Source organism: Sulfuricurvum sp., from assembly GCF_019163035.1.
Taxonomy (GTDB): Bacteria; Campylobacterota; Campylobacteria; order Campylobacterales; family Sulfurimonadaceae; genus Sulfuricurvum.
Map to the genome: position 1 here is coordinate 1 of NZ_JAFLKV010000079.1, position 23,473 is coordinate 23,473.

At 44.3% G+C, this 23,473-nt stretch carries 22 protein-coding genes; 8 read left to right on the forward strand and 14 right to left on the reverse strand.

Annotated features, from left to right (window positions below; all coding sequences use genetic code 11):
• The coding region (gene typA / locus JZU62_RS06110; protein WP_295012926.1) for a translational GTPase TypA at nt 1-1,793 on the reverse strand (1,793 nt) is incomplete at its 3' end.
• A 179-nt stretch (nt 1,794-1,972) separates the two neighbouring features.
• Between typA and JZU62_RS06115 the strand changes: the two genes are divergently transcribed.
• The 6 genes from JZU62_RS06115 (at nt 1,973) to JZU62_RS06140 (ending at nt 9,452) form a co-directional block, all read left to right on the forward strand.
• Nucleotides 1,973-3,418, forward strand: coding sequence for a flagellar hook-length control protein FliK (locus JZU62_RS06115; RefSeq protein WP_295012928.1), 1,446 nt, complete (start codon nt 1,973-1,975; stop codon nt 3,416-3,418).
• 15 nt (nt 3,419-3,433) lie between these two features.
• On the forward strand, nt 3,434-4,111 hold the full coding sequence (locus JZU62_RS06120) for a flagellar hook capping FlgD N-terminal domain-containing protein (protein ID WP_295012930.1): 678 nt from the start codon (nt 3,434-3,436) through the stop codon (nt 4,109-4,111).
• 10 nt (nt 4,112-4,121) lie between these two features.
• Complete coding sequence (locus tag JZU62_RS06125) at nt 4,122-5,459, forward strand: flagellar hook-basal body complex protein (RefSeq protein ID WP_295012932.1); 1,338 nt, start codon at nt 4,122-4,124, stop codon at nt 5,457-5,459.
• A gap of 51 nt (nt 5,460-5,510) precedes the next feature.
• Nucleotides 5,511-7,673: a flagellar hook protein FlgE gene (gene flgE / locus JZU62_RS06130; protein ID WP_295012934.1), complete on the forward strand. Its 2,163-nt coding sequence runs from the start codon at nt 5,511-5,513 to the stop codon at nt 7,671-7,673.
• Between the two features lie 176 nt (nt 7,674-7,849).
• Nucleotides 7,850-8,353, forward strand: a complete 504-nt coding sequence (locus tag JZU62_RS06135) for an RDD family protein (protein ID WP_295012936.1) — start codon at nt 7,850-7,852, stop codon at nt 8,351-8,353.
• Nucleotide 8,354: 1 nt separating this feature from the next.
• Complete coding sequence (locus JZU62_RS06140) at nt 8,355-9,452, forward strand: MFS transporter (protein WP_295012938.1); 1,098 nt, start codon at nt 8,355-8,357, stop codon at nt 9,450-9,452.
• Here JZU62_RS06140 and JZU62_RS06145 read toward each other — a convergent pair.
• From JZU62_RS06145 to JZU62_RS06160, 4 genes are read right to left on the reverse strand one after another with little or no spacing between them, the layout of a single operon-like run.
• Nucleotides 9,449-10,294, reverse strand: coding sequence for a mechanosensitive ion channel domain-containing protein (locus tag JZU62_RS06145; protein ID WP_295012940.1), 846 nt, complete (start codon nt 10,292-10,294; stop codon nt 9,449-9,451). The two genes, JZU62_RS06140 and JZU62_RS06145, sit on opposite strands and share 4 nt — an antisense overlap.
• 9 nt (nt 10,295-10,303) lie before the next feature.
• Nucleotides 10,304-10,924 (reverse strand): NAD(P)H-dependent oxidoreductase, encoded by a 621-nt coding sequence (locus JZU62_RS06150; RefSeq protein WP_295012942.1) that lies wholly within the window; start codon nt 10,922-10,924, stop codon nt 10,304-10,306.
• Nucleotides 10,909-11,250 (reverse strand): DUF309 domain-containing protein, encoded by a 342-nt coding sequence (locus JZU62_RS06155; protein ID WP_295012945.1) that lies wholly within the window; start codon nt 11,248-11,250, stop codon nt 10,909-10,911. Before JZU62_RS06155 ends, JZU62_RS06150 begins: the two co-directional genes overlap by 16 nt.
• Nucleotides 11,226-11,534, reverse strand: coding sequence for a hypothetical protein (locus JZU62_RS06160; protein WP_295012947.1), 309 nt, complete (start codon nt 11,532-11,534; stop codon nt 11,226-11,228). Before JZU62_RS06160 ends, JZU62_RS06155 begins: the two co-directional genes overlap by 25 nt.
• 105 nt (nt 11,535-11,639) lie before the next feature.
• Between JZU62_RS06160 and JZU62_RS06165 the strand changes: the two genes are divergently transcribed.
• Nucleotides 11,640-14,441, forward strand: a complete 2,802-nt coding sequence (locus tag JZU62_RS06165) for a helicase-related protein (RefSeq protein WP_295012948.1) — start codon at nt 11,640-11,642, stop codon at nt 14,439-14,441.
• On the opposite strand, the gene JZU62_RS06170 is transcribed toward JZU62_RS06165, so the two are convergent.
• The 7 genes from JZU62_RS06170 to JZU62_RS06200 form a co-directional block, all read right to left on the reverse strand.
• The gene (locus tag JZU62_RS06170; RefSeq protein WP_295012951.1) at nt 14,427-15,425 is read right to left on the reverse strand and encodes an HD-GYP domain-containing protein; all 999 of its coding nucleotides are present in this window, start codon (nt 15,423-15,425) and stop codon (nt 14,427-14,429) included. The genes JZU62_RS06165 and JZU62_RS06170 overlap by 15 nt on opposite strands.
• 12 nt (nt 15,426-15,437) lie before the next feature.
• Entirely contained in the window at nt 15,438-16,061 is a 624-nt protein-coding gene (locus JZU62_RS06175; RefSeq protein ID WP_295012953.1) for a DNA-binding protein, read from the reverse strand.
• Nucleotides 16,061-17,011, reverse strand: coding sequence for an HD domain-containing phosphohydrolase (locus JZU62_RS06180; RefSeq protein WP_295012955.1), 951 nt, complete (start codon nt 17,009-17,011; stop codon nt 16,061-16,063). Before JZU62_RS06180 ends, JZU62_RS06175 begins: the two co-directional genes overlap by 1 nt.
• A gap of 8 nt (nt 17,012-17,019) precedes the next feature.
• Nucleotides 17,020-17,517 (reverse strand): YajQ family cyclic di-GMP-binding protein, encoded by a 498-nt coding sequence (locus JZU62_RS06185; protein WP_295012957.1) that lies wholly within the window; start codon nt 17,515-17,517, stop codon nt 17,020-17,022.
• 55 nt (nt 17,518-17,572) lie between these two features.
• The gene (locus JZU62_RS06190) at nt 17,573-18,280 is read right to left on the reverse strand and encodes a 2Fe-2S iron-sulfur cluster-binding protein (protein ID WP_295012959.1); all 708 of its coding nucleotides are present in this window, start codon (nt 18,278-18,280) and stop codon (nt 17,573-17,575) included.
• 73 nt (nt 18,281-18,353) lie between these two features.
• On the reverse strand, nt 18,354-19,955 hold the full coding sequence (locus tag JZU62_RS06195; RefSeq protein WP_295012961.1) for an FAD-dependent oxidoreductase: 1,602 nt from the start codon (nt 19,953-19,955) through the stop codon (nt 18,354-18,356).
• Between the two features lie 160 nt (nt 19,956-20,115).
• Nucleotides 20,116-20,670: an outer membrane beta-barrel protein gene (locus JZU62_RS06200; protein ID WP_295012964.1), complete on the reverse strand. Its 555-nt coding sequence runs from the start codon at nt 20,668-20,670 to the stop codon at nt 20,116-20,118.
• 177 nt (nt 20,671-20,847) lie between these two features.
• Between JZU62_RS06200 and JZU62_RS06205 the strand changes: the two genes are divergently transcribed.
• Nucleotides 20,848-21,753, forward strand: a complete 906-nt coding sequence (locus JZU62_RS06205; protein ID WP_295012965.1) for an AEC family transporter — start codon at nt 20,848-20,850, stop codon at nt 21,751-21,753.
• 5 nt (nt 21,754-21,758) lie between these two features.
• On the opposite strand, the gene JZU62_RS06210 is transcribed toward JZU62_RS06205, so the two are convergent.
• The gene (locus tag JZU62_RS06210; RefSeq protein ID WP_295012967.1) at nt 21,759-22,985 is read right to left on the reverse strand and encodes a GGDEF domain-containing protein; all 1,227 of its coding nucleotides are present in this window, start codon (nt 22,983-22,985) and stop codon (nt 21,759-21,761) included.
• A gap of 92 nt (nt 22,986-23,077) precedes the next feature.
• Nucleotides 23,078-23,473, reverse strand: a 396-nt coding sequence (locus JZU62_RS06215) for an NAD(P)-dependent oxidoreductase (protein ID WP_295012970.1), incomplete at its 5' end; no start/stop codon positions are given.

Genomic DNA, 23,473 nt, shown 5'->3' on the forward strand with positions numbered 1-23,473 from the left:
CCGTAACGTTTACGATCACTAGGATCTAACCAACGTTTACGGATACGGATACTGATCGGTGTAACTTCGAGAAGTTCATCGTCTTCGATCCACTCTAATGCACGCTCAAGGTTCATATCACGTGGTGGAACGAGTTTAATCGCTTCATCGGCACCTGAAGAACGTACGTTTGATTGTGCTTTACCTTTGATCGGGTTAACGTCAAGGTCGTTTGAACGACTGTGCTCACCGATGATCATCCCTTTGTACACTTTTGTTTGAGGCGCTGTGAAAAGGACACCGCGATCTTGGAGGTTGAACAATGAGTACGCTAACGCAACACCGTCTTCCATAGAGATCAATGCTCCGTATTGACGGCTCTCAACGTTACCGGTGTAAGGACGGAATTCAAGGAATGAGTGATTCATTACACCCTCACCTTTGGTATCAGTCAAGAACTGACCACGGAAACCGATCAAACCACGTGCAGGGATTTCGAACTCTACGCGAGTAAAGCCCTCACCCATTGGTACCATTGCTTTCATTTCCGCTTTACGACGACCGAGACGCTCGATGATCGTACCTGCATTGTCTGCCGGAAGGTCAACAACAAGGTGCTCGAACGGTTCACATTTGACCCCTTCGATCTCTTTTACGATAACTTCAGGACGTCCGATACCGAACTCGAACCCTTCACGACGCATGTTTTCTGCAAGAATCGTGATTTGAAGCTCACCACGACCGGAAACGATAAATTTACCTTCTCCGACAGTTTCATAACGCATTGCTACGTTGGTGTTCATTTCAGAATCAAGACGCTCGCGGATTTTGTTTGCGGTAACGTGTTTACCCTCTTGACCTGCAAGGGGAGAGTCATTAACCGAGAAAACAACGGTCAACGTAGGCTCTTCGATATGCATAGGGTCAAGTGGCATAGGATTTTGTGGATCACAGATCGTATCCCCAACATCTACCGTTTCGATACCGGCAACAGCAACGATATCACCCGCTTCTGCTTCTTGGATCTCCATACGGTTAAGGCCCATGAATCCGATCAATTTAGAAATTTTCCCTTTGACCATTTCACCATCGGCTTTTGCAAGGAGAATGTTATCCCCTTTTGCAATTTTACCGTTGAAGATACGAGCGATACCGATTTTACCAACATAATTATCGTAGTCCAATGTGAAAACTTGTAATTGTGTTGGGTTCTCAGGATCACCAGTAGGCTCAGGCACTTTTTCTAGGATAGTGTTGAACAAACACGTGAAGTCACCATCAGGGTCAGACATATTGAGTTTCGCCATACCATCACGAGCTGCAGCATAGATAATTGGGAAATCGAGTTGATCTTCCGTCGCGTCCATTGCTACGAATAGGTCGAATACTTCGTCTACTACACGCTCAGGATCAGCGGATGGTTTATCGATTTTGTTGATAACAACGATTGGCTTGAGTCCAAGAGCCAACATTTTTTTAACAACGAATTTCGTTTGAGGCATAACACCCTCATACGCATCAACAAGGATCAAAGCCCCGTCAACCATTTTTAATACACGCTCAACTTCTCCACCGAAATCGGCGTGGCCCGGAGTGTCGATAACGTTAATTTTATGATCGCCAAAGCGAATCGCTGTATTTTTAGAAAGAATGGTAATCCCGCGCTCTTTTTCAAGGGCGTTAGAGTCCATAGCTCTTTCATTCACTTGCTCGTGGCTTCCATATGTACCAGATTGCTTAAGCAACCCGTCAACTAAAGTCGTTTTACCGTGGTCAACGTGTGCGATTACGGCGATGTTACGAATTTTTTGCATTGCTGTCCTTTAAAATGAGGGCAAAGATTTTCGCGGATTATATCTTACATAAGGTTAAGGAAATGTTAAGTCGAAATTGTATTGTTACTTTATATATTACCGACAGGAGTGGAATATTTTTTGCTTTGCTTAACTACTTTAACAAAAGGGCGGATAATATTCGCTCACAAGGATCACTCATGATCATTCAAACCAAAGAGAACAAATCTCAAAAGTCACTCATCGATCTATTGGGAGGAAATACCAAAAATTCACCCTCGACAAAATCAAATGATTTATTTGCAAAGCTTTTGTCCTCAATCGGTGTAGAAACCAAAACTGATGAACCAAAAGTTGTAAAAAGCAATGATTTCAAAGCGGTTATCGATCCGAAAAATATCCCTTCTAAGACATTAGACCCAAAATCAGCTCAAATCAAAGAGCGCCAAGCAGTACTCACTGGCAATGATGAGAAAGAGACAAAACTGATCTCGACAGAGTTTCTCGGCAATCTTTCCAATGAGCAGGTGCGTACTCTAATCAATCGGGCTAAAGATTATCTCAAAAATGAGATTACAGCTAAAAGTCCGGAGTACCAAGAAGACCCAAAAACACTCCCGAAAACGTTAGGGGGCTTGATTAAATTAGCTGAGAAGTTGGGATTAGAGCCGCAGAGCATATCGCTCTCAACACTCATTAAAGAGCCTGAAGAACAAGCTGATTTTTCCCTTGAATTACTCTCTAAACCCCTCTTTGAAACGAAAGCTGTTGCCGCTCTTCCCGCAACCGTTATCAAAGATGAGTCACCTATGGAAGCGATTACACAGCTTCTCAGTGAATTAAAAGGGAAAGAGCAAAAAAGTACCAAATCCACTTCAACAGAAACATCCACTTCAACAGAAACATCCACTTCAACAGAAGCATCCACGCAAGAAAAATTAGAAAAAGCTGATACCCAACCGCTAAAAACATTGCTTCAAAATCTTGATAAACCTACAAGCGAAGTGGCTTCAGCACCCGTAACCGACAAAAGTGAACCGTTAAAGATATCGCCTCTTACAACAACCTCAACCGCTAAGTCCGATGCGCTTATCGCTCTGTTGCAAGGGGTTAATGAAAAGAAAGAGTCTTCAAGCGAATCATCAAGTACTCAAAAGGTCGAAAGCGAATCGCCTAAAACATTCCATGTTCCGAAAGCGGAATCACTCGAAGTAAAATCAAAAGAGGCTCAACAAAGTATGCGACTCTTCGCGAGCGACCTCAAAGAGGCGGTTCAGGAATATAAACCTCCCTTTACCCGCCTCACGATGAAGCTCAATCCTGAAAAACTGGGTGAAGTGGAAGTAACCCTCGTTCAGCGCGGCAATAACGTCCATGTCAATATTCAATCCAACAATACCAACAGTGTCGCCTTTTTGGCACACAATGCCAGCGAGCTCAAAGCGCAGTTAGCCTCTCAGGGGATCACCAATGCCACTATGAACTTTATGTCCGGAGGCGATAGTCAGAGCAATCAACAACAAGCAGGACAGCAACAGCAAGAGCAACAAAAAAATCGCTTCCGTGCCTACGAGTCGTTCGAAGATCTCGAACTCAACAAAGAGCAGTTAAGTGCTCTTGAAATCATCATTCCGCACTACGCGTAATCCAAGGAGGATATTATGGCTATTAACGCTTATGGAGCTTACACAGCAGATACGGCTTATACCGGCGCAACTACGGCTGCAACAAACGTAGATAAAAGTGCCTTAGGCAAAGACGACTTCCTTAAATTGTTGCTCTTGGAGCTCAAATACCAAGACCCAACCTCTCCGATGGACAGTGAGAAAATTTTAACACAAACCTCACAACTTGCGACCTTAGAGGCAAATGAAAATACCAATAAAGCACTTGAAACATTGGCAGCTTCTCTTACTGCATCAATGCAGTTTTCGGGAATTTCCGCTATCGGTAAAATAGCGGATACCGGCAGTAATGCTATTGTTAAAGAAGACGGGGCAACATCAGATTTTGAAATTTATTTACCAGACAATGTTGCCAGTGGCAATGTAAATATTCTTGACAGCAGTGGAAACACCCTTCGCAGTATGCCAATAGGCGCCACGAATGCAGGAATTGCAAAATATTCATGGGATGGTCTCAATGCAAGCGGAAAAGCTCTTGATGCCGGAATATACTATGCCGAAGCTTCTTATACCAAAACAGATGGGACAGCAGCTACATCTCGCGTTGGACGTTATCCAATCGAATCGATCAAATTTGACGGTGGAGTGACTTATGCCAAACTCGGATCCAGCTACATCGATTTTAGTACGATTGCAGAAATAACAAACAACTAAGGATGTTGTAATGAATCAGGCTTATTATTCTGGAATATCGGGGGTTATGACCTATCAGCTAGGGATGGATGTCGTCGCCGATAATGTCGCCAATGTCAATACTGTAGGGTATAAAGGCTCTACTGCTGAATTTGCCGATCTTTTTACCAATGCACTTGGAAGTGCAGGGAAGACTCCGACATCCAACGATATCGGTATCGGATCACGGCTTCAAAGCACCACCACTCAAATGCAAAACGGTTCTCTCCTCGCATCAGAGCGATTTAACGATCTTGCTATCAGTGGAAACGGTTGGTTTGGGATTGTATCAGGCGAAGCGATGTCATATACCCGTGCCGGAAACTTTGTATTCGATGAAGTCCAAAAAACAGCGGGTGATGTCAACTCTTCAGTTGCCCGTTTAACCACTACGGAAGGGAAATATGTTACAGGAACCATGCTGACCAACTATTCGTATAATGGGTCTTTTGATTACGGTGACAAAACCATCAATGGTGCTATCGGTGCTTATGTTGTTAATGATCCAACCAATGAAGCAGATCTAAAAGGCGTAGATGCTCAAGAAATGCTAGAGTTTCCAACACGCCTTGCCTATCCCGTTGAACCAACCACTAAAGCCCAATTTTTCGGTAATTTGCCCCCCGATAATCAAATCCATACCATAAGTGCCGATGTGATTAGCGGTACCAATGAGCGAAATCGTTTAAAATTAACTTTTACCCAAAGTGCCGTTCAACCCTCCACCGGTATTGCATGGGACGTTGTTGCAACGGTCACCTCAAATGATGGAAGTCAAGTCTATAGCACCAAAAATGGTCAAGCTATTTTTGATGGCTCAGGCGGGTTAAGCAGTTGTGATATTACCTCTATGGATAATGATGGCACCTCCGTAGCCGTCGATTTGGGCAACAGTTTCAACGGCGTTATCTCGATAGACGGTCTTGCCGCCAGTGGATCATCCCGCTCAGATGGCGTCTCTGGCGGAACATTGACCAAATACGGAATCAATCCCAACGGAGTTATTGTCGCCGATTTTTCCAATGGTCGACAAAGTGCTATCGGTCGGATAGCGGTATACCATTTTCGAAACGATCAAGGATTAAACCGAATTGGAAATACGGAATTTCAAGATAGTAGCGGTAGCGGCAAGCCCCTCTTTTGGACCGATGCTTCCGGCAACCCCATTTCGGGCGCCATAATCAATAGCGGACAACTTGAAAACTCTAATGTTCGTCTTGATGTAGGGCTTACAGATATGATCATTATGCAGCGGGCCTATCAGGCCAATGCTAAGACGATTACCACCGGAGATGAATTAATCCAAAAAGCGTTGCAAATGCATCGTTAATTGGAATAATTTTTGCTTTTAAATTTTACTTTGTCATAAAAAGGACATATTATGTTACGATCACTCTTCGCAGGTGTTACCGGTTTGCAATCGCATCAGATTGCAATGGACGTTGAATCAAACAATATTGCTAACGTTAATACGATCGGATATAAATATTCGCGTGCCAATTTTTCTGACCTGTTAGCCCAAACCAACCAAATTGCAACTGCTCCACAAGGTCAAATCGGCGGTAAAAATGCCGTTCAAATCGGACTTGGGACAACGGTAAGTTCTGTTACCCGTATCCATTCACAGGGTTCGATCCAAAATACCGATAAAAATACCGACGTTGCTATCCAAGGGGACGGTATGTTTATCGTCAGCTCCGATGGGGGAAATACCTATAAATACAGCCGTTCCGGGGACTTTAAATTTGACGCGGCAGGGAATTTCGTCGATAATAACGGATTCATCGTTCAGGGGTGGGTTCGAGATGAAAAAACAGGTCTGGTAGATTCCACCGCACCGATCTCCAGTATCCAAATTCCACCTGGATTAACGACTCCGGCACAAGCAAGTAGTGAAGTCGTCATCAAAGCAAACCTCAGTTCCGGGGATAAAGTTGAGCAATTCAAACCTATTTATACCCTTGACACGAATGCCCTCGATAAAACTGGTATTGACGGTCTTGCTAACACTTCCGATGATGACCGCCCTGAATTTTTTAATGTTTTGTTTGATGCGAGCGGTAGTGCTCTCAATCTTCAACAGGGTCAAGGGATGTGGACCAGTTACAAACCCTCAACCATCAGTAAAACAGTTGCTGCTCCTGGGGCAGGTGCTTTAGCAATCAATGTAAATGGCGTTGCTATATCGATGACATTTACCGGAACAGAGACCGCAGCACAAGCAGCCAGTACCATCGCGGCTAAAATTAATGCTCAAACTGCAACTACTGGAGTAAGCGCTTCACCAGATCCAGTCAACCCTGCTGTTTTAGTTCTCACCAACGATAATACCCGAGGGACAACCGCTGTCAGTAAAAATATTAGTTTTACTGTAACCTCAGACGTTGCAGCAACTGGTCTAACCGCGGGAAGCGATATCACCGCATTCCAATATACCTTTATCGATGCTGGTGCTGTTCCGATCGGGGAAACCACTGCAACTGCATCTCAACGTCAATTTACAACAACCGAAGATTTGCGTGCACAAATGCAACACGATGCCCGTCTTGTGGGGGATGACCACACCGTAGCTAATAATGGAGTGTTAGATAGTGCCATTACCGTTGAAATCAACAGCAAAGGGCAATTCGAGATCAAAAATCCTGGAAGTGCAGGAACCGACGAATACGATTTACGGGTCTCTGTCACTGGATTAACCTCAGCCGGGGTTACTGAGAACACCCGATTTACCCAAAATCTTCAAACTCTATCCGGTACATTGACCACCGGTTCATCCATTTCACGACTCAGTCAAGCGTTTAATGCTGCAACCCACTCAGCTAGTATTGATGTCTTTGACTCACTCGGAACCAAACACACCCTACGTCTCGATTTTCGTAAAACAGCCCTCTCTGCTTCAGGGGGAACCGAATGGGTTTACGAAGTAAGTGTCCCATCACCTGGCGATATCGGAGGGACGATCAATAAAAATGAGCTAACAAATTTAGATGCCGGGCGCATCAGCTTTACCAACACCGGAGCGCTTGCCCTCGCGACTATCCCGAGTTTGACCTATACCGCAAACAACGGCTCTGCACCTAACCAAACCATTAACTTGAACTTTGGATCAATTAACCAGTTTGACGGAATGACCAGCTTCGATAATCCATCCGGAACCAGCGGTATCAGCCAAGACGGTTTCCCAGGAGGAGATCTCGTCGGTATCCGTATTGACCAAAGCGGTACGCTAGTCGGATCATTCTCCAACGGACGTTCATTCGGACTTGCACAAATTGGGATGGCAAAATTTTCAAATAATGAGGGATTAGTGAGTGATGGAGGAAACGTCTATCTGCAATCGGCTAACTCAGGAGATCCGATCATTGGTACAGCGGCAACGGCAGGACGTGGATTTATGCAATCCTCTGCACTCGAAGCATCAAACGTTGACCTCTCTAAATCATTGACACAGCTCATTATTATCCAACGCGGATATCAAGCCAATGGTAAAACCATTACTACTTCTGATACACTTCTCGAAACTCTTCTTGGTATCAAACGTTAATAAAATCATTTTTTAGGATAAGGACTCCGGCGATTAGGATGAACGCCGGAACTTTGAAGCTTAAGGAGTGAGTGATGAATGAGAAAACGCTGACCCAAGACCTGCTGCTGTCATTTGGGATGTCAACATTATGAATCAACTTGGTAAACGAATAGTAATAACGTTATACTTTCACCATGAGATGGCGCACCCTTAAAACTAAAAAACAATCCTCCCCCCCTAAGACTAAAACACTTTTTGCCCTTTTTTGGCCACGCGTTGCGGGATTTGCAACTGATATATTTATGATTGGGCTCCCAATATCCCTTATCACGATGATGTTATTCGGTTACGATCAGATGCACACCGCTAGTGGATTGGACGTGTTAGTCCATAATCCAAAAGCACAGAGCAATCCCCCAAACCCGATAGCATCCATCACTCAAATATCCCTTTTTCTCCTCACCTATGTTTGGTTCTGGCACCATAACGGTCAAACCCCAGGGAAAAAACTCTCTCACATCCGTGTCGTCGATGCCTCAACCCTTCAAAATGCCCCCTATTGGAAACTAATCCTCCGTTTTATCGGTTATTTCCTCTCATTTATCACGCTAATCGGATTTTTTGTTGGCTTATTTCGAAAAGACAAACGCGCCCTGCACGATCTCATCAGCGGCACCGCCGTAATCCGCGTCCCCTAACGTGGCTGTTTTAATCGCCCTCTTTTATTTTTTTTATTTTGCCCTCATCGGGGTACATGTCATTTTTATCCCTAAAATTCTCTCTCAGGTAGGGTATGAACCCTCTGCTATCGGTATTATTCTCGCCTCCGCACCATTGGTTAGATTCGCGATACCGTTTTTGTTTCTTCGTGGGTTTCGGCTCAGTCAGAGCACATTTTTTGCCGCTCTTGCCCTTATGACACTGGGAGCGGGAGGGTTTTATCCCGCATTGGAGCATTTCTGGCCTCTACTGATGGTCAATATACTCTTTGGGATCGGTATTGCCCTCATTCTCCCCTATATCGAAGTGATCGCATTGGAGCAAATCGGAAAAGAGCGATATGGGAAAATCCGTCTTTTCGGTTCATTCGGATTTATCGCTATCGCTTTGATTTTGGTCAAATATCTTAGTACACCGTATGTCGGGATCACATTTCTAATCGCTATGGCATTTATAACGATGTTGTTTGGAGCATTGATCGGATGGCGAGAACGTCATACCTCGGATAGCGAATGTGATGCTACTAGTGCAGAATGCCGGTTCACGATCCGAGACCATATTCCCCTCTGGATCGGTTTTTTCCTGATGCAGGTGAGTTTCGGCCCTTTTTATAACTTTTTCACCATCTATACCACTGACCACGGGGTTTCATTAGACACCACCGTATGGCTCTGGAGCTTCGGAGTTATCGCAGAGATCATCATGTTCTATTTTCAAGGCAAATTACTCCATCGTAATCTCAATGCCTTGCTATGGATAACTGCCGCTATCACCTCTTTTCGATGGCTTTTAGTCGCTCTGTTTCCTAACTCACTGGTTGTTTTGTTTGCTTCTCAGAGTCTTCACGCCTTTAGCTTTGCCCTCTTTCATACGGTATCGATCAGTGTCTTATTTTCACTTTACAAAGCTCGCCGTCTTGCTCAGCAGTTTTTCTTCGGTATTTCGTACGGACTTGGGGGATTTGCGGGAGCGCTCGGGGCGGGAGTGGTTTATCAATACGCACCGACGTATCTTTTTGTTGCAGGTGCGGTTGCCGCATTGGGAGCGACACTCGCATTTCGGGTCAATAACCGTTAGTTCTCTTCGTGTTTGACGTGCGTCACCATCTGAGGAAACGGAACGGTGATGTGGTTTTGATCAAATGCCAATTTAACGGCTTCAGTAATCTCAAACATCGTATCCCCGTAATCTGTCACGTTTACCCACGGACGGGCAACCAACTGAACAGAATGCTGTCCTAATGCACCTACCGCAACGATAGGCTCTGGATCAGGAAGCACTTTCGGATTCGTATGCAAAATCTCTAAAATAATCGATTTGGCAAGTTTTAGATCATCTTTGTAATCGATGTCGAACGTCATATCGATTCGTCGCGTTTTGTTGTCGGTGTAGTTGATGATATTCCCCGCGATCAATGCGCCGTTGGGGATAATGATCGAGCGGTTATCCGCTGTCGTCAACGTGGTTGAGAAAAGATTGATAATCTTTACCGTCCCCATCACTCCCGATACTTCGATAAAATCCCCCACCTTAAACGGTCTAAAAAAGATAATCAGCACTGCCGCACCGACATTGGCGAGGGTATCTTTGAGCGCCAAGCCAATCGCCAAACCTGCCGCACCGAATACCGCGACAAACGAGGTGGTGTTGATCCCCAGATTACTAGCCGCCGCAACGAGCACCGCCACCATCAATGCCACATAAATCGCATTGCTCGCAAACGAAATCAACGTTTGATCGATACTGGCACGATCCATCCCTTTGCGCATCAACATGACAATTTTACGTGCAATCCACTTCCCGATAAAGAAAATAAGGAGAGCTCCGAGAATCTTTAATCCATATTCGGTACCGTAATTAATCGCCAAATCGGTGTAATGCTCGATCTTGGTTTCAACATGTTCGATTTTTTGTAACATACTCTCTCCTTAGCGAATCTCTACGATCTGTTTGAGATCAAGCCGTTTTTGCTCACTTTGCGCTTTTGAGCGATACCCGAACGCACAGATCACGGCAACACTGTGACCGTATTCGAGATCCAAAATCGCTTCAACTTCCTCTTTATCAAACCCCTCTATCGGGCAACTGTCGATCTCTAGTGTCGCAGCATAGGTCATCATGTTCCCTAAGGCAATATAACACTGTTTCGCTGTCCAGTTCTCTAGTAAAATCTCATCTTCTTCGATGGGTTTTAAATAGTTTTCATAGACACCCATATACATATCGACGGCTTCTGTAGGCAATCCTCGACGCTCAAACATCTTTCTCACATAAGGGCTGTCGCTTCGCACCGTATCGTTATCGGTCGTAAAGATCACCAACTCAGAACACTCAGTGATCTGATTTTGATTCCAACACGCACTTTTGAGCGCTTTGCGCAAGTTCGGATTGCGAACAACGATCAATCTCCACGGTTCCATCCCAAAGGATGAAGGAGAGGTTCGCGCCACTTCCAATATCGAGTCAAACTGCTCGCTCGGAATCTGTTTTTCAGTATCGAACGCTTTGCACGCATGACGAAATGCCATCGCTTTTAAGAACTCGGACATAGTTTACCCCTTTGTCGTTCTATGATTTGTACTATTTTAACGTAGAGTTGTTTATGGGGAGTTACAAGATGCTCTAGTAGGGGAGAATATTTGAGATAGGTTTGCCACGCTGTCTCTGATGGCTTGGGTCGCCCCCGTTTGATGAGTTCAAAACAAACCGCCGCATTAATAAATCCTTTCCACAGCCGTACCTCATCATTCTCCTCTGCGCGGCGAGGATGCCACAAAGACTCCAAATCCTCATGAGCATCATAATAACGCCCCTCTTCGAGAGATCGAACAAACGCTTCACACGCTTGGGTTATACTCGCAGATTCTTGCGCCAATACCCTCGCCCTCCACGCAAACTGATACACACATGGTTCGGAAATTTGGCTCGGAATTCTCCCAGTCGTGCTTTGGAGGATTTACCACTGTCGCAATAAAAGACAAACACGCTCCCCTCCGGTTCTGATTTCAACAATGGAGGAGCATACAGTGTCGTCTCGGCACCGTCGATGGGATTTAGTATCGTATCGATCAGGAGCACTTTTGTCCCGTTTGCTTCAAGCTGTTTTTTGTTACGTAAAAATTCTTCCTGCGTCCATTCATCGACATTGAGATCGACCATTTCCGCCCCTTTATCTATCATTTTGCGAAAGTTTATCAAAACAATAAATGCTTTAGCCTTAGGATTTTAGGCTACACTTACACTATGGCAAAGAAAAAGAAAAAAATGATAAAACTTAACCAATCCATTCGCCATTTTTTCGGCGATGAGGGATTTGATGAGGGTATTGAGCGAGTCCCGACCGAGGTACTTATCGCCCTCGCCCACACTCTGGGGATATTTGAGGGTTCAACCGATAAAACTTCCTTGATTAGAACGTTTCGCCGTTTATGGTCGGAGGGGGAGAGCGACAACCGCGAAATGATTGTCGCGTTTTTCAAACATGAGGGGAAAATTTACCCAAACCCCAAACCCAAAGAAAAACCGCATGAGCGAGAAGAGAAAATTGATGAACTCTTAGAGACTTTTGAGATTACTGAAGCGGAACGACGTGATCTGCACGCCTCGTTTATCGATATACGTACCCGTAAAATTACCGCTGACAAAATAGCAGGAAAGCTAGAACATATCCGCTATACCAAAAAACGTGAAGCACTTGAAAAAGCGTTAGAGGGGAAATTTAATTTTGATGATACATTAGAGTATTATGCCCCAATCACCTATCGCATCGATACGGAAACCTTTACTAAAATTCATGTCCTTAAAACACCGCCACTAAATGAAAAACGGCTCCACGAAGAGACTTTAGAAGTGTTAGTCCCTGAAATAAGTGAGCTTAAAAATGCCCTAACACACCAAAAACAAGAGCAAACAAACCTCTTTTTATCCGCCCTTAATCTCGCAAATCATCGCTATCTAAATCGTGAGCAGATAATCGCTTCGCTCAAAAGTGCACCCCCATCGACCCAAACCTACGGATCACTTAACATCGATGTTTTACGCGACGTTTTGGCGCGTCATCTTGGTACTCCCCTCATTTCGGTAGGGAGCGATGATTTGATCATCGAGATTGAGAAACAGCTCCCGCTTCCTCGCAAAGAGGTGCCGCTCGAATATACCCTCTCACTCCATTTGGATGCGCACGAGCTGAGCCGACAAATTTGGAATGAAGAGGAGCTCACTATCACTACAATGGTAGAGGAGCAAAGCATCCACGAAGAGCGGGCATTTTTGGGTGAGTTAGAGCATTTGGTGAGTGAGTGCCGTGAACGCTCCAAACTTTTGGACATGGACGAAGAGTCACTTTACACTATCGTCTATGAGCTACTCTTGCCATATCTCACCCTGACTCCTCATATCAGCTCCAAAACATCACGACGTGTACTGTTTTCCTACGATCAACGGATTGCGGGTGAACTCCTCAAACGTCAACGCCAAGCACTGTTAGCGCGAACGGTACGCGATTTTAAAAACCTCTTCCCACTGGCACGCTCACTGCGACGCCGTTTGATCTTTCACACGGGTCCCACGAACAGCGGTAAAACCTATACGGCGTTTCAACACCTCAAAAAGGCGGGGACAGGATACTATCTCGCGCCGTTACGTTTGTTAGCATTAGAGGGGTACGAGAGCCTCCGGGATGATGGGGTTAGTGCATCGCTGATCACAGGGGAAGAACAGCTTCTCGACGAAGATGCCACCCATATCAGCTCCACCATAGAGATGCTCAGTTTCGAAGTTGAAGTGGATTGCTGTGTTATCGATGAGGTGCAGATGATCGATGATCGTGATCGGGGATGGGCGTGGGCAAATGCTATCATCGGAGCTCCGGCTAAAACCGTTATTATGACGGGATCACCCAATGCCCGCGAAGCGATTATCGCGTTAGCTGAATATCTAGGTGAGCCGTTGGAGATTGTCGAGTTTGAGCGCAAAAATCCCCTCGAACTCCTCAAATCGGCCACCCCTATCACCGCTATAGAACCTAAAACTGCCGTTATCGCATTTACCCGCTCTAACGCCCTACGACTCAAACAACAGCTCTCTAAAACGTACAAGACCAGTGTTATTTACGGCAATCTAAGCCCCGAAGTGCGCCGTGAAGAAGCACGCCGTTTCCGTGAAGGGGAGACCGATATCCTCGTCGCCACCGATGCGATCAGTATGGGGCTGAACCTCCCGATCAAAACATTGCTCTTTTCCAAAGCGGACAAATTCGATGGCCAAAACCAGCGCAACCTCACCGCCACCGAAGTTCGGCAGATTTCGGGACGGGCGGGACGTTATGGGTTAAGTGAAAAAGGGTACGTCGGGGCGCTCACGGGAGATGTTCTCAAAACCGTTACTAGCCTCTTTACCAAAAACATCGAACCTATAACACTGCCGTTTAATGTTATGGCGAATTTTGATCATATCATGCTCGTTTCCAATATTTTGGAGGAGAAATCGCTCTCCGCCATCGTCGACTTTTTCGTCCAAAACATGAAATTCGAAGGACCGTTCCGTGCCGCCAATCTCGAATCTATGCAGGAAGCCTCTGCTATTATCGACCGTTACGATCTCGATATGCGCACCAAATACACCCTCGCTACCGCACCCCTCTCCACCTCATCACCCCTCGTGATGGCATCATTCGAGCGTTATGTGAGGGCATTGGAACAGAAAAAACCGATCGCTTATATCCCGCCGAAGCAATTAGGGAACTATGCGTTATCGATGGAAGAGCTCCAAGAGGCGGAAGATCGGATCAAAGAGATCAGTTTGTATCTGTGGCTGTCGTACCGAATGGCGGAGTTTTTCGTGGATGCGGAAAAAGCACGACTGTTTCGCGGGGAGCTAAACCGTTTTATCGAAAATTCCCTCCAACAAAGCCACTTCGTCCCTCGATGTAAAACGTGCGGAAAGCCGTTAGCGCCAAACGCGGAGTTTGCGATCTGTCAGGGGTGTTTTAACAACCTCAACCGAGCAAAATCTCAACAAACGCGCCCTAACCCAGCAGAAAAACGGTATCCCTCAAAGCGCCGATAAAATATCGTCGTGCTGCTGCATTCGGATAAAGGCATCCACCAGCTCCATATCAAGATGGTTTTGCATCGTCTTTTTCATCAGCATTAGTGTGTCGTAAGAGCTCATTCTATCTTTGTAGGATCGTTTAGTCGAGAGGGCATCAAACACGTCACACACACCGATTATTCGAGCAAACAGTGTTATACTTTTCCCCATCAACCCATCAGGGTATCCGCTTCCATCAAGCTTTTCATGGTGATGACGTATCCCATCGAGAATGAGTCGATCATGAACACCGATCTTCAACGCAATCGTGTAACCATAGAGTGGGTGATGTTTCATCGCTTCAAACTCACTCTCGGTTAGTTTTCCGTTTTTATTGGTAATCTTCGGATCGACTCGACATTTACCCAAATCATGCATTAATGCCGACGTACCCAACTCTTCAAGCATAACCGAATTCAACTCCAAATACGACCCTAAGCTCAGTGAATAGATACAAACGTTGATTGAATGGGTATGGGTATAGTAGTCATACGCCGTTATTTTCATCAACGATTCAATCGCGTGTTTATCGCTAAAAATCGTACCAATAAACGTATTAACTACCGTTTTTGATTTTGGGACGTTTTCAAGCTCTTCGGGATTTTCAAACATCTCATCGAGAATAACCGATGCTTGGCGATAGATAACAGCTGCTTTTTTGGTTATAGGCATCTTTTCGTTGCGGGCGGCACTTTGGACGACTTTATCAACAAACAGTTCATAAACAGGGAGATCACTTTGACGAACAAAGAGGGAGCGATGATCGTCCATCTCTTTTTTGCTATTACTATCTACAGGGGTATTTTTAGGCAAAAATATGGTTTTCTCAGAGTAGTCCCCCTCTAGCAGAAAAAGGTCAAAATCCAAGATGTCTCCGACATCGATAAACCACTTTTCAATTTCAACATACGCCGTTCTCCGACTCTCATCATAGCGCCGAAAAATACGTATTTGCTTCACATCCGTTGTTGCCTAAAGCAACAAATCCGAATAATCGTATTCAGAAGGGTTCAAAAAGATTTTCCCCTCTCTGCTGCTGAGACGAATATCCTCATCCGCTAACGCTTCAAAACGGTTTTTTATCTTCTTTTTCTCTTTATCGTTATAACGTTTGAGTTTCAAAAAGGATTTCAGTGACACCCACTCCTCGATCTCATTCTCCACGACATCGGCATTTATCGCATCAACTCCATTCGCTTCTTCCATCACCGTATCAGTATTCACATGGGAAAGAAACTTGGTCGCAACCACATGAAGAACACTACGCAACTGCGCATCCCGCTCTTTATAAATCTGTTCCACTTTAACCCGCTCATCAATCAGCATTTGCTCACGCTGATCCCGTAGACGAGTCGTCTCTTTTTCGAGAACATCTACTTTGTCGCGGAGCCGTTCATTCTCTTGCTCAATGTAGGTTGTGTAGCGATTATCGTTTACGATTGTAGTAGAAGCGCTATTCTTGGGGGATTCAACTGCCACATATTTTACCCCGTTATCAACAATACAATCCAAACTACCGCGTCGGATACGGTTATGGATAGCTTCTTTGGAAACATTGAAATACTCCGCTGCATCGGCTATTGTCATTTTTTTCATCATTTTCCTTGCGTATGTAACATTTTAATAAAGGCGTTCACAAGACCCATATCCAAATGCTCCTCCATCTGCTGTTTCATCAATAAAAGAGAGTTAAAAGAGGTCATAGGATCTTTATAAGAGCGTTTGGTTGATAAGGCATCAAAGACATCGCATACACCGATTATACGCGCGAAATAGCCAATCTGATCTCCCTTGAGGTTATCAGGATATCCTCCGCCGTTTAGCTTTTCGTGATGGTGACGGATACCGCTCAAAATCCGCTCATCTTCAATCCCCAGCTTTAACGCAATTTCATGTCCTAGCGCAGGGTGTTTTTTCATCTGGGTAAACTCTTCATCGGTGAGCTTGCCATTTTTGTTGATAATCTCATAATCGATCTTGCTTTTCCCTAAATCATGCAAGATAGCCGCCATCCCCAACACTTCCAAATCTTTTCCCTTTATCCCTAAAAAAGAACCCAAGCTTAGTGTATAAATACTAACATTGATCGAATGAGTATGAGTATAGTAATCATGCGCCGTAATCTGCATCAACGATTCAACGGCACTGGTATCATTAAGAATAATATCGATAAAGCTGTTAACAACCGGCTGTGCATTTTCGACATTTTTCAGCGATTCAGGGTTATTAAACATTGAATCTATCGATTCGACCGCTTTTGCATAAACAAGTCGCGCTTTTTGCTCTGTCGGAATATCACTGTTTTGGGCAATACTTTGAAGATGACGGGAGACATACTCTTGATAGAGTGCTTCATCTTTTTCGTCAACATAAAGCCATTCGATTTCTCGAAGCTTGACCTTCGTATTGCCATCCACCGCCGTGTCACTTTGCAAAAAGAGACTCATTGCACTTTTAGCTTCATTGGGCAAAAAAAGATTAAAATCGATTTGTGACCCTTCGGTGATTAACCGTTTATCGATCCGTTTATACGTTTTTTGCTTCATCCTACCCTCTATCTAAAGTTTTCGAATACCAATGGCGCATCCCACTCAAGGGACTTGATATGTGCCATAATCTTTTGGAGTTCATCAATCTGTTTGGATTTCACACGGATATAATCACCCTCAATCGCCGCACTTGCTTTGGTTTTAAGATTTTTAATCTCTGCCATAATTTTTTTCGCCTCTTTGGACTCGATGCTGTCCACGATTTTATAGGTCGCTTTTCGCGCCCCGCCGCTCGCATCCTCCGTTTTCAACTCTTCCAGTGCTTTGGAAGAGAGCCCCCGTTTAATAAGGCGTGCGATCACAATATCTTTGAGTGCGTCGAGTTTGTTATCACTGGAAGCGAGGAGGATAAGCTGTTTTTCTTTTTCACGATAGGTGATTTCGTAGGTGATCCCCTTAAAATCATAACGACCGATTGCCTCTTTTTCAGATTGGGCAATCGCATCTTTGAATGCTTGAAGATCAATTTTTGCAGAGATATCGAGAGAGTGTTCTGATGCCATGTGAATGTCCTAACTATTTTATAACAATTAGTATAACATATCTAACACCAAAGTTTTAAAAATTCCATCCTCCCAAATCAAAACCTCCCCCAAAATTCATGGTTGGATCGGGATAACCTAACATGCCGCTTTTGGTTCGTAGCATTCGAATATCCTGCATCGGAGCAATCATTTGCGGGCAAACAGGGACACACGATCCACAAAGAGTACAGTCCCAAATCCCGTTAGTCTGGACGGTCGCCATTTTGCTATCACCGTTTTCTTCACGAGGATCATTTACATAACGCCAAACACGAGTGAGGGCAAAGGGACCGATAAAATCAGGGTTTACCGCATAAACAGGACAGGCACTATAACATGAGGTGCACAAAATACAATCGCTTTGAGTCTCGATCCGCTCCATCGCTTCACTGCTCACACTCTCATTGCTACTCGTCTCGCTCCATGTGGTTGCTAGCGTATTAAATCGTTCAACAATAGTGCTATCCACCACCAAATCACGGATAACACGGACATTTCGGATCGGTTCTACGCTATCACCATCACTGGGTTTGTATTCGCACATCAGCTGTTCACGCCCATTTACTCTGACAGCACAGCTTCCACACACACCGCTACGACATCCATGTGAATAGGTGAGTGTCGGATCGATTTTGGTTTTAATGTGATTCAAAACACTCAAAAGTGTAACGTTTTCTAACTCGACCTTATAGGATTGTGATTCTTCACCGCGTAAAATAGTTATTTCCATCAATCGCACCATTCTCGCTCATTCTCTTCATCATCCTCAAACTCATCCTCAAACTCATCCTCAAACTCATCATCTATATCTTCATTCATTGCATAAAATCCGCGCATAGCACTCCATCCTCTTTCCATGTAATTGTGTGAGCTCCGAACATTCGATCATTCCTTTGTGGTGCATCGACCCGATAATGTGCCCCCCGGCTCTCGACTCGACTGATCGCACAAACAACGATAATCTCCGCCAACTCGATCTTATTTCCAAACTCGATAAATTCGACCAGATTGGTATTACAGATTTTTGACTTGTCACGCGGTCCCATAAACGGCAACTCTTTCTGCATCTGACGAATCGCTCCGAGAACCGCCTTAAGCCCCATATCATCACGTACCAAACCGACGTTGTTATAAAAGATATTCGCTAACATCTCTTGTTTTTGATAAAAATCGATTTGGTTAGTGAAATACATCACTCCGCGTACGAAGTTCGTATCTTTGACTAACTGGCTGTTTTCCACAGCAGGAGCAGGGTGCATATCTGCATACTCGGATGCCTTATTGCCACATTCACGTCCAAACACGACCAATTCTAAAAGCGAATTGCCTCCCAAACGGTTAGCTCCGTGTGTTTTATGATTCGCACACTCACCGACGGCAAACAACCCCTGCACACTGCTCATACACTGTGTATTGACTTCGATCCCCCCCATACTGTAGTGGGCGGAGGGTTTAATCAGGATCAGGTCATGCACCGGATCGATCCCTTCATAAATCTGTGCAAGTTTACGCTCTTGGGGGAGTTCATGAGTGATAAATTCTTCTCCCAAATGGCGAATATCGAGATAGACGGCTCCGCTTTTAGCCATCTCATCGTGGATGGCACGTGCCACAACATCACGTGGGGCTAGTTCATCGGTAAAACGCTCTTTGTTAGCGTTGAGCAAATGCCCCCCTGCACCGCGAGCACTTTCACTGATCAAAATCGAAGAGCCTTTGAGTGCCGTCGGATGGAATTGGACAAACTCCATATCAGCTAAGCGCGCCCCCGCACGTACCGCCGCCGCTAACCCATCCCCGCTCGCTTGCACTGAGTTGGTCGAGTGTTTGCCGTAAAGATTGCCATACCCGCCTGTCGCGAGGATAACTGCATCGGCGCGGATCTCTTCTACTTCCCCTGTTTCGATAACGAGAAATGTAGCCCCTAACACACGGTTAGTCTCATGATCCGTGATCAGATTGAGCAAAAAGCGGCCGTTTTTAAATTCGATACCTGCTTTTAGACATTGATCATAGAGGGTATGGAGGAGTTTAAGCCCCGTATAGTCCTGAGCATAACACGCACGTGGCGCACTTGCACCGCCGAGTCGTCTGCGCGCAATCTCTCCCGATTCATTACGGCTGAACGGCAAACCGATACTATTACACCAACGTACTGCTTCAGGAGCCCTCTCACACATAAAAGCGATTCGACTCTCATCTCCCAATCCGGCGGAAGAGTTGAGGGTATCGGAAATATGGTTTTCAATTGTGTCTTCGGTGCCTAAAACAGCGTTCATCCCCCCTTGTGCCATCGAGGTTTGGGAACGGGTCGGTAGGGTTTTGGAGGCAACGATCACCTCAGCACCCGATTCATGGGCTGAAAGTGCGCTTACCAACCCCGCACCGCCGCTACCGATAATCAATACTTTGGACATAAAACTCCTTTGCAATGTGGCGATTGTACTTAATCACCGCTCAGTCACGACTAAAATGGTTATGTTAGTTTGAAACATTGTGCAAAAAATATTCTTGCTTCTAAGAAAAAAAGAGGTTGTAGATTCCCGCTTTAGCGGGAATTTGGAGAGAAAAGATTGTTTAGAATTTGTAGTTTATTCCGGCAAACCAGCTTTGTGCTGAATCACTCTCAACTTTTACATTATCTACACTTTCTAAACCATCGACATTACTATAATTTAAATAACGGTATCCGCCTTCAACTGATAAATTAGTATTTATAGCGTAACTAATTCCCGCTTGGACTCCTACAAAATTACCCGAAATATCAAACTTATCTAGTGTATTATCCACTTTACTGTTAATTCGCCCTGCCAAAATACCAATAAATGGCTTGATCGCATTTTCTCCAACCATATAATCATAACCAACGCCATATTGATTCAAGGATGCACTGCTCACATCAGTGTCTACATATTGATAAAAAGCATAAAGACGATTATTATCATTAAAATAATATCCGGCTTTAAAAGTATACGCAGAGTCTGATTCATGCCCTTTATAAGTATTTGCACCAGATGTCACCGTTCCATTCAGCTTGAAATCTCCAATATCAAGGCCACCATAAAATCCATTTTCTCCCGCAAACAAACCGCTTGCCATCAACAGTGCAATGCCCAACGTTTTTATACGCATCTCATCTCCATTGTTTTTTTTGACCATTTTAGATTGATCTTAATTTGATTTTATATATGATTTAATTAATTAAATCTGAAAATAACTTCAATAAAAAATTTAAATAAGGTATAAGGAAATATTGTAACAATGATAAAATACAAAAAATCATTCTAGTTTTAAAAGATATAATTTCACATGCAAACTTTATTCTCAATACTAGGTATCTACGTCTTTATCGCTGTCGGATATGGAGCCAAATGGACATTCAAAGAAAAAATAGATGACCGTACCATAACGCTCCTCAGTGTCTATTTTTTACAGATTTTTCTCACCTTTTGGGGATTACTCAAACGCCCTATCGATACGGAACTTCTCTTTGCACCTGCCCTTTATCTGGGAATCTCCCTTTTAGCCCTATTGTTGATGATCCCTTTAACAAAAATGCTCTTTAGTGATACAAAAGAGCGCTCCATTGCTACCGTCGCTGCACTGATCGGAAATACTGGAAATCTCGGTATCCCGCTGGGGATCGCGCTATTTGGGGAGATGAGTGTCCCTTATCTCACCCTCATCAATCTCGTTAATGTTTTTGTGGTTTATACCATCGGAGTCTTTTATTATTCACGCGGAGAATTTAGTGCACGCGACTCACTAATGAATATTCTCAAACTCCCCGTATTGTGGGCAGCTATGGTCGCCATTGCACTAAATCTTATCGGATATGTCCCCAGCCCTGCGGTGGATAAAACACTGATGATGGGGGCGTATGCCTCCATGACGATGCAGTTAGTGTTGTTTGGGATTTATCTCTACGGCATTAAATTAGGTGAAATCAATCTACGACTTACCGCATGGATCAACGGGACGAAATTTATTCTCATTCCGCTGATTGCGTTTGTTGTGTTAGGGATGGTGGAGATGGATAGGGTCGTGAAAGGGATTTTGTTTTTAGAGCTGATTGTCCCGCTGGCGGTAGCGAATGTCAATCTTGCATCTCTCTATAACTGTTCCCCTCGCACCGTGACGGTGGAGGTGTTTACCACTTCGATTGTTTTTTTAGGCATTGCCTTCATATTGCCAGCATTATTACATCTTTTTTAAACTATTTAACGAGCTGCATCTTTCGCTTTTTTATCCGAAAACATAGATTGATCGGCACTTCGGAAGAGTTCATTGAATGTATGGGTCGTATCATCACTGTAAGCGATACCGTAACTGCATTCAATCGTGATAATTCCATTTTCACAGATACAGGGGGTATTTAGAAGCTCAGAATCAATCTGTCTCGCTATCGATCCGGCATCTTCAGTCGATGTATTCGGTAACAATGCCATAAATTCATCTCCCCCTATGCGGAAAAGATAATCTCGCCCTTTTAAATTCTGTCGAACAACCGACACAAATCGCTTAAGCACTTCATCACCCACATCATGTCCATAGGTATCATTGATCGGTTTGAATTTGTCCAAATCAAATAAGATAATTGACGCCGAAAGATGACTTTGTCCATATTGTGCCAATACCTGATTGAGCTTAAGCCTATTATATGCCCCTGTTAATTCATCCACCTCTGCCGATGTTTGAATTGATTCAAAAGAATCTGCCAGTTCTCCCCTGATCTTATTAAAAACATTTTTCAAATGGTCTAGTTCGGCTATCGAGGTATTAAGGACAATCTCTTTGCGCAAGTTATGTTTCGTCACCACCGAATCTACCTGATCGACAAAATTATCAAGCGGATTAATAAACTGACGTTTAAGCATAATATAGAGTACAAACGAAATTGAAAAGAGTGTTACGATAAAAATGGCAACAATGATTTTGAACACATAGGTACTGCTTACCCAAAACTCCCCCATCGGGAAAACCAGTTCAAGCATACCTGCACCTTCTCCTACCTTCGCATTGGTATGACATTTCAAGCACGTTTGTTCAAACTTGATCGTGTAGTGATAATGGATCATCCCATTTTCAAACAATTCCATCTCATCTTGATTCATCATTTCAAACGGAGACTGCCCTTCACGTTTTCCATACAGAGCATCCACCAAAGGGCCGCGATAGAGTTTGACATGAAGATTTTTTTGCCCATCATTAATCCGTTCGGTCATGGTGTCAATTTCATGTTTGCCCCACCCATTTTGCATTGCGGTGTAATACATCGTAAAGATCATTCGTCCGGTCTGTTTAGTTTGATCTTTTACTGGGTTTTGATTGCTTTGGCTTACCATGATCCAATACAATCCAAAAATAGTAATTCCAAAAATAGCGGATAGGGCAACAACCTGTTTTACGAAAGAACCGAACCGCTTGATATCACTTGCTTTTTTCACTCTACCTCTTTTTGGATATATGTCTCTATTATAGTATTAGCACTCTTTGATTAAAAGATTCCTAAAAGAGGGAGAATTACGTAGTATTTTGGTTAAATACTACGAATATTGTCTATGGTAGCTGCGATAAGACGTTCGCGTGCTTCGCGGGATGTCCATGCGATATGGGGAGTGATATAAAGGCGCTCCGGATGTTTGACCGATAACAGAGGGTGAGGCGTTTTCATCGGCTCTTTGGCGAGGACATCGAGTCCGACAAAGATCGGTTTGACGTCGATAATGACCGAGAGGGCATCCTCATCGACGATTCCACCGCGACCGAGATTGAGCAATACCGCACCGTCTTTCATCTGCAACAATTCGGAGTGGGAGATCAAATTCTCCGTCGATTTATTCAATGGTGCGTGGATCGAGATGACATCGCTGTTTTCGATCAAACGGCTGAGGGTCGTTTTTTCATACTCGCTGTTCTCATTTTTCCCTGAGGT

Excerpts from the sequence above, each read along its gene's own strand:
- JZU62_RS06195 (WP_295012961.1), bottom strand. The coding sequence starts at position 19,955 with ATGTCCAAAGTATTGATTATCGGTAGCGGCGGTGCGGGGTTGGTAAGC.
- JZU62_RS06125 (WP_295012932.1), top strand. The coding sequence starts at position 4,122 with ATGAATCAGGCTTATTATTCTGGAATATCGGGGGTTATGACCTATCAG.
- flgE (WP_295012934.1), top strand. The coding sequence starts at position 5,511 with ATGTTACGATCACTCTTCGCAGGTGTTACCGGTTTGCAATCGCATCAG.
- JZU62_RS06165 (WP_295012948.1), top strand. The coding sequence starts at position 11,640 with ATGATAAAACTTAACCAATCCATTCGCCATTTTTTCGGCGATGAGGGA.
- JZU62_RS06115 (WP_295012928.1), top strand. The coding sequence starts at position 1,973 with ATGATCATTCAAACCAAAGAGAACAAATCTCAAAAGTCACTCATCGAT.
- JZU62_RS06175 (WP_295012953.1), bottom strand. The coding sequence starts at position 16,061 with ATGAAAAAAATGACAATAGCCGATGCAGCGGAGTATTTCAATGTTTCC.
- JZU62_RS06185 (WP_295012957.1), bottom strand. The coding sequence starts at position 17,517 with ATGGCATCAGAACACTCTCTCGATATCTCTGCAAAAATTGATCTTCAA.
- JZU62_RS06160 (WP_295012947.1), bottom strand. The coding sequence starts at position 11,534 with ATGGTCGATCTCAATGTCGATGAATGGACGCAGGAAGAATTTTTACGT.
- JZU62_RS06180 (WP_295012955.1), bottom strand. The coding sequence starts at position 17,011 with ATGAAGCAAAAAACGTATAAACGGATCGATAAACGGTTAATCACCGAA.
- JZU62_RS06200 (WP_295012964.1), bottom strand. The coding sequence starts at position 20,670 with ATGCGTATAAAAACGTTGGGCATTGCACTGTTGATGGCAAGCGGTTTG.
- JZU62_RS06145 (WP_295012940.1), bottom strand. The coding sequence starts at position 10,294 with ATGTTACAAAAAATCGAACATGTTGAAACCAAGATCGAGCATTACACC.
- JZU62_RS06190 (WP_295012959.1), bottom strand. The coding sequence starts at position 18,280 with ATGGTGCGATTGATGGAAATAACTATTTTACGCGGTGAAGAATCACAA.
- JZU62_RS06120 (WP_295012930.1), top strand. The coding sequence starts at position 3,434 with ATGGCTATTAACGCTTATGGAGCTTACACAGCAGATACGGCTTATACC.
- JZU62_RS06205 (WP_295012965.1), top strand. The coding sequence starts at position 20,848 with ATGCAAACTTTATTCTCAATACTAGGTATCTACGTCTTTATCGCTGTC.
- JZU62_RS06135 (WP_295012936.1), top strand. The coding sequence starts at position 7,850 with ATGAGATGGCGCACCCTTAAAACTAAAAAACAATCCTCCCCCCCTAAG.
- JZU62_RS06150 (WP_295012942.1), bottom strand. The coding sequence starts at position 10,924 with ATGTCCGAGTTCTTAAAAGCGATGGCATTTCGTCATGCGTGCAAAGCG.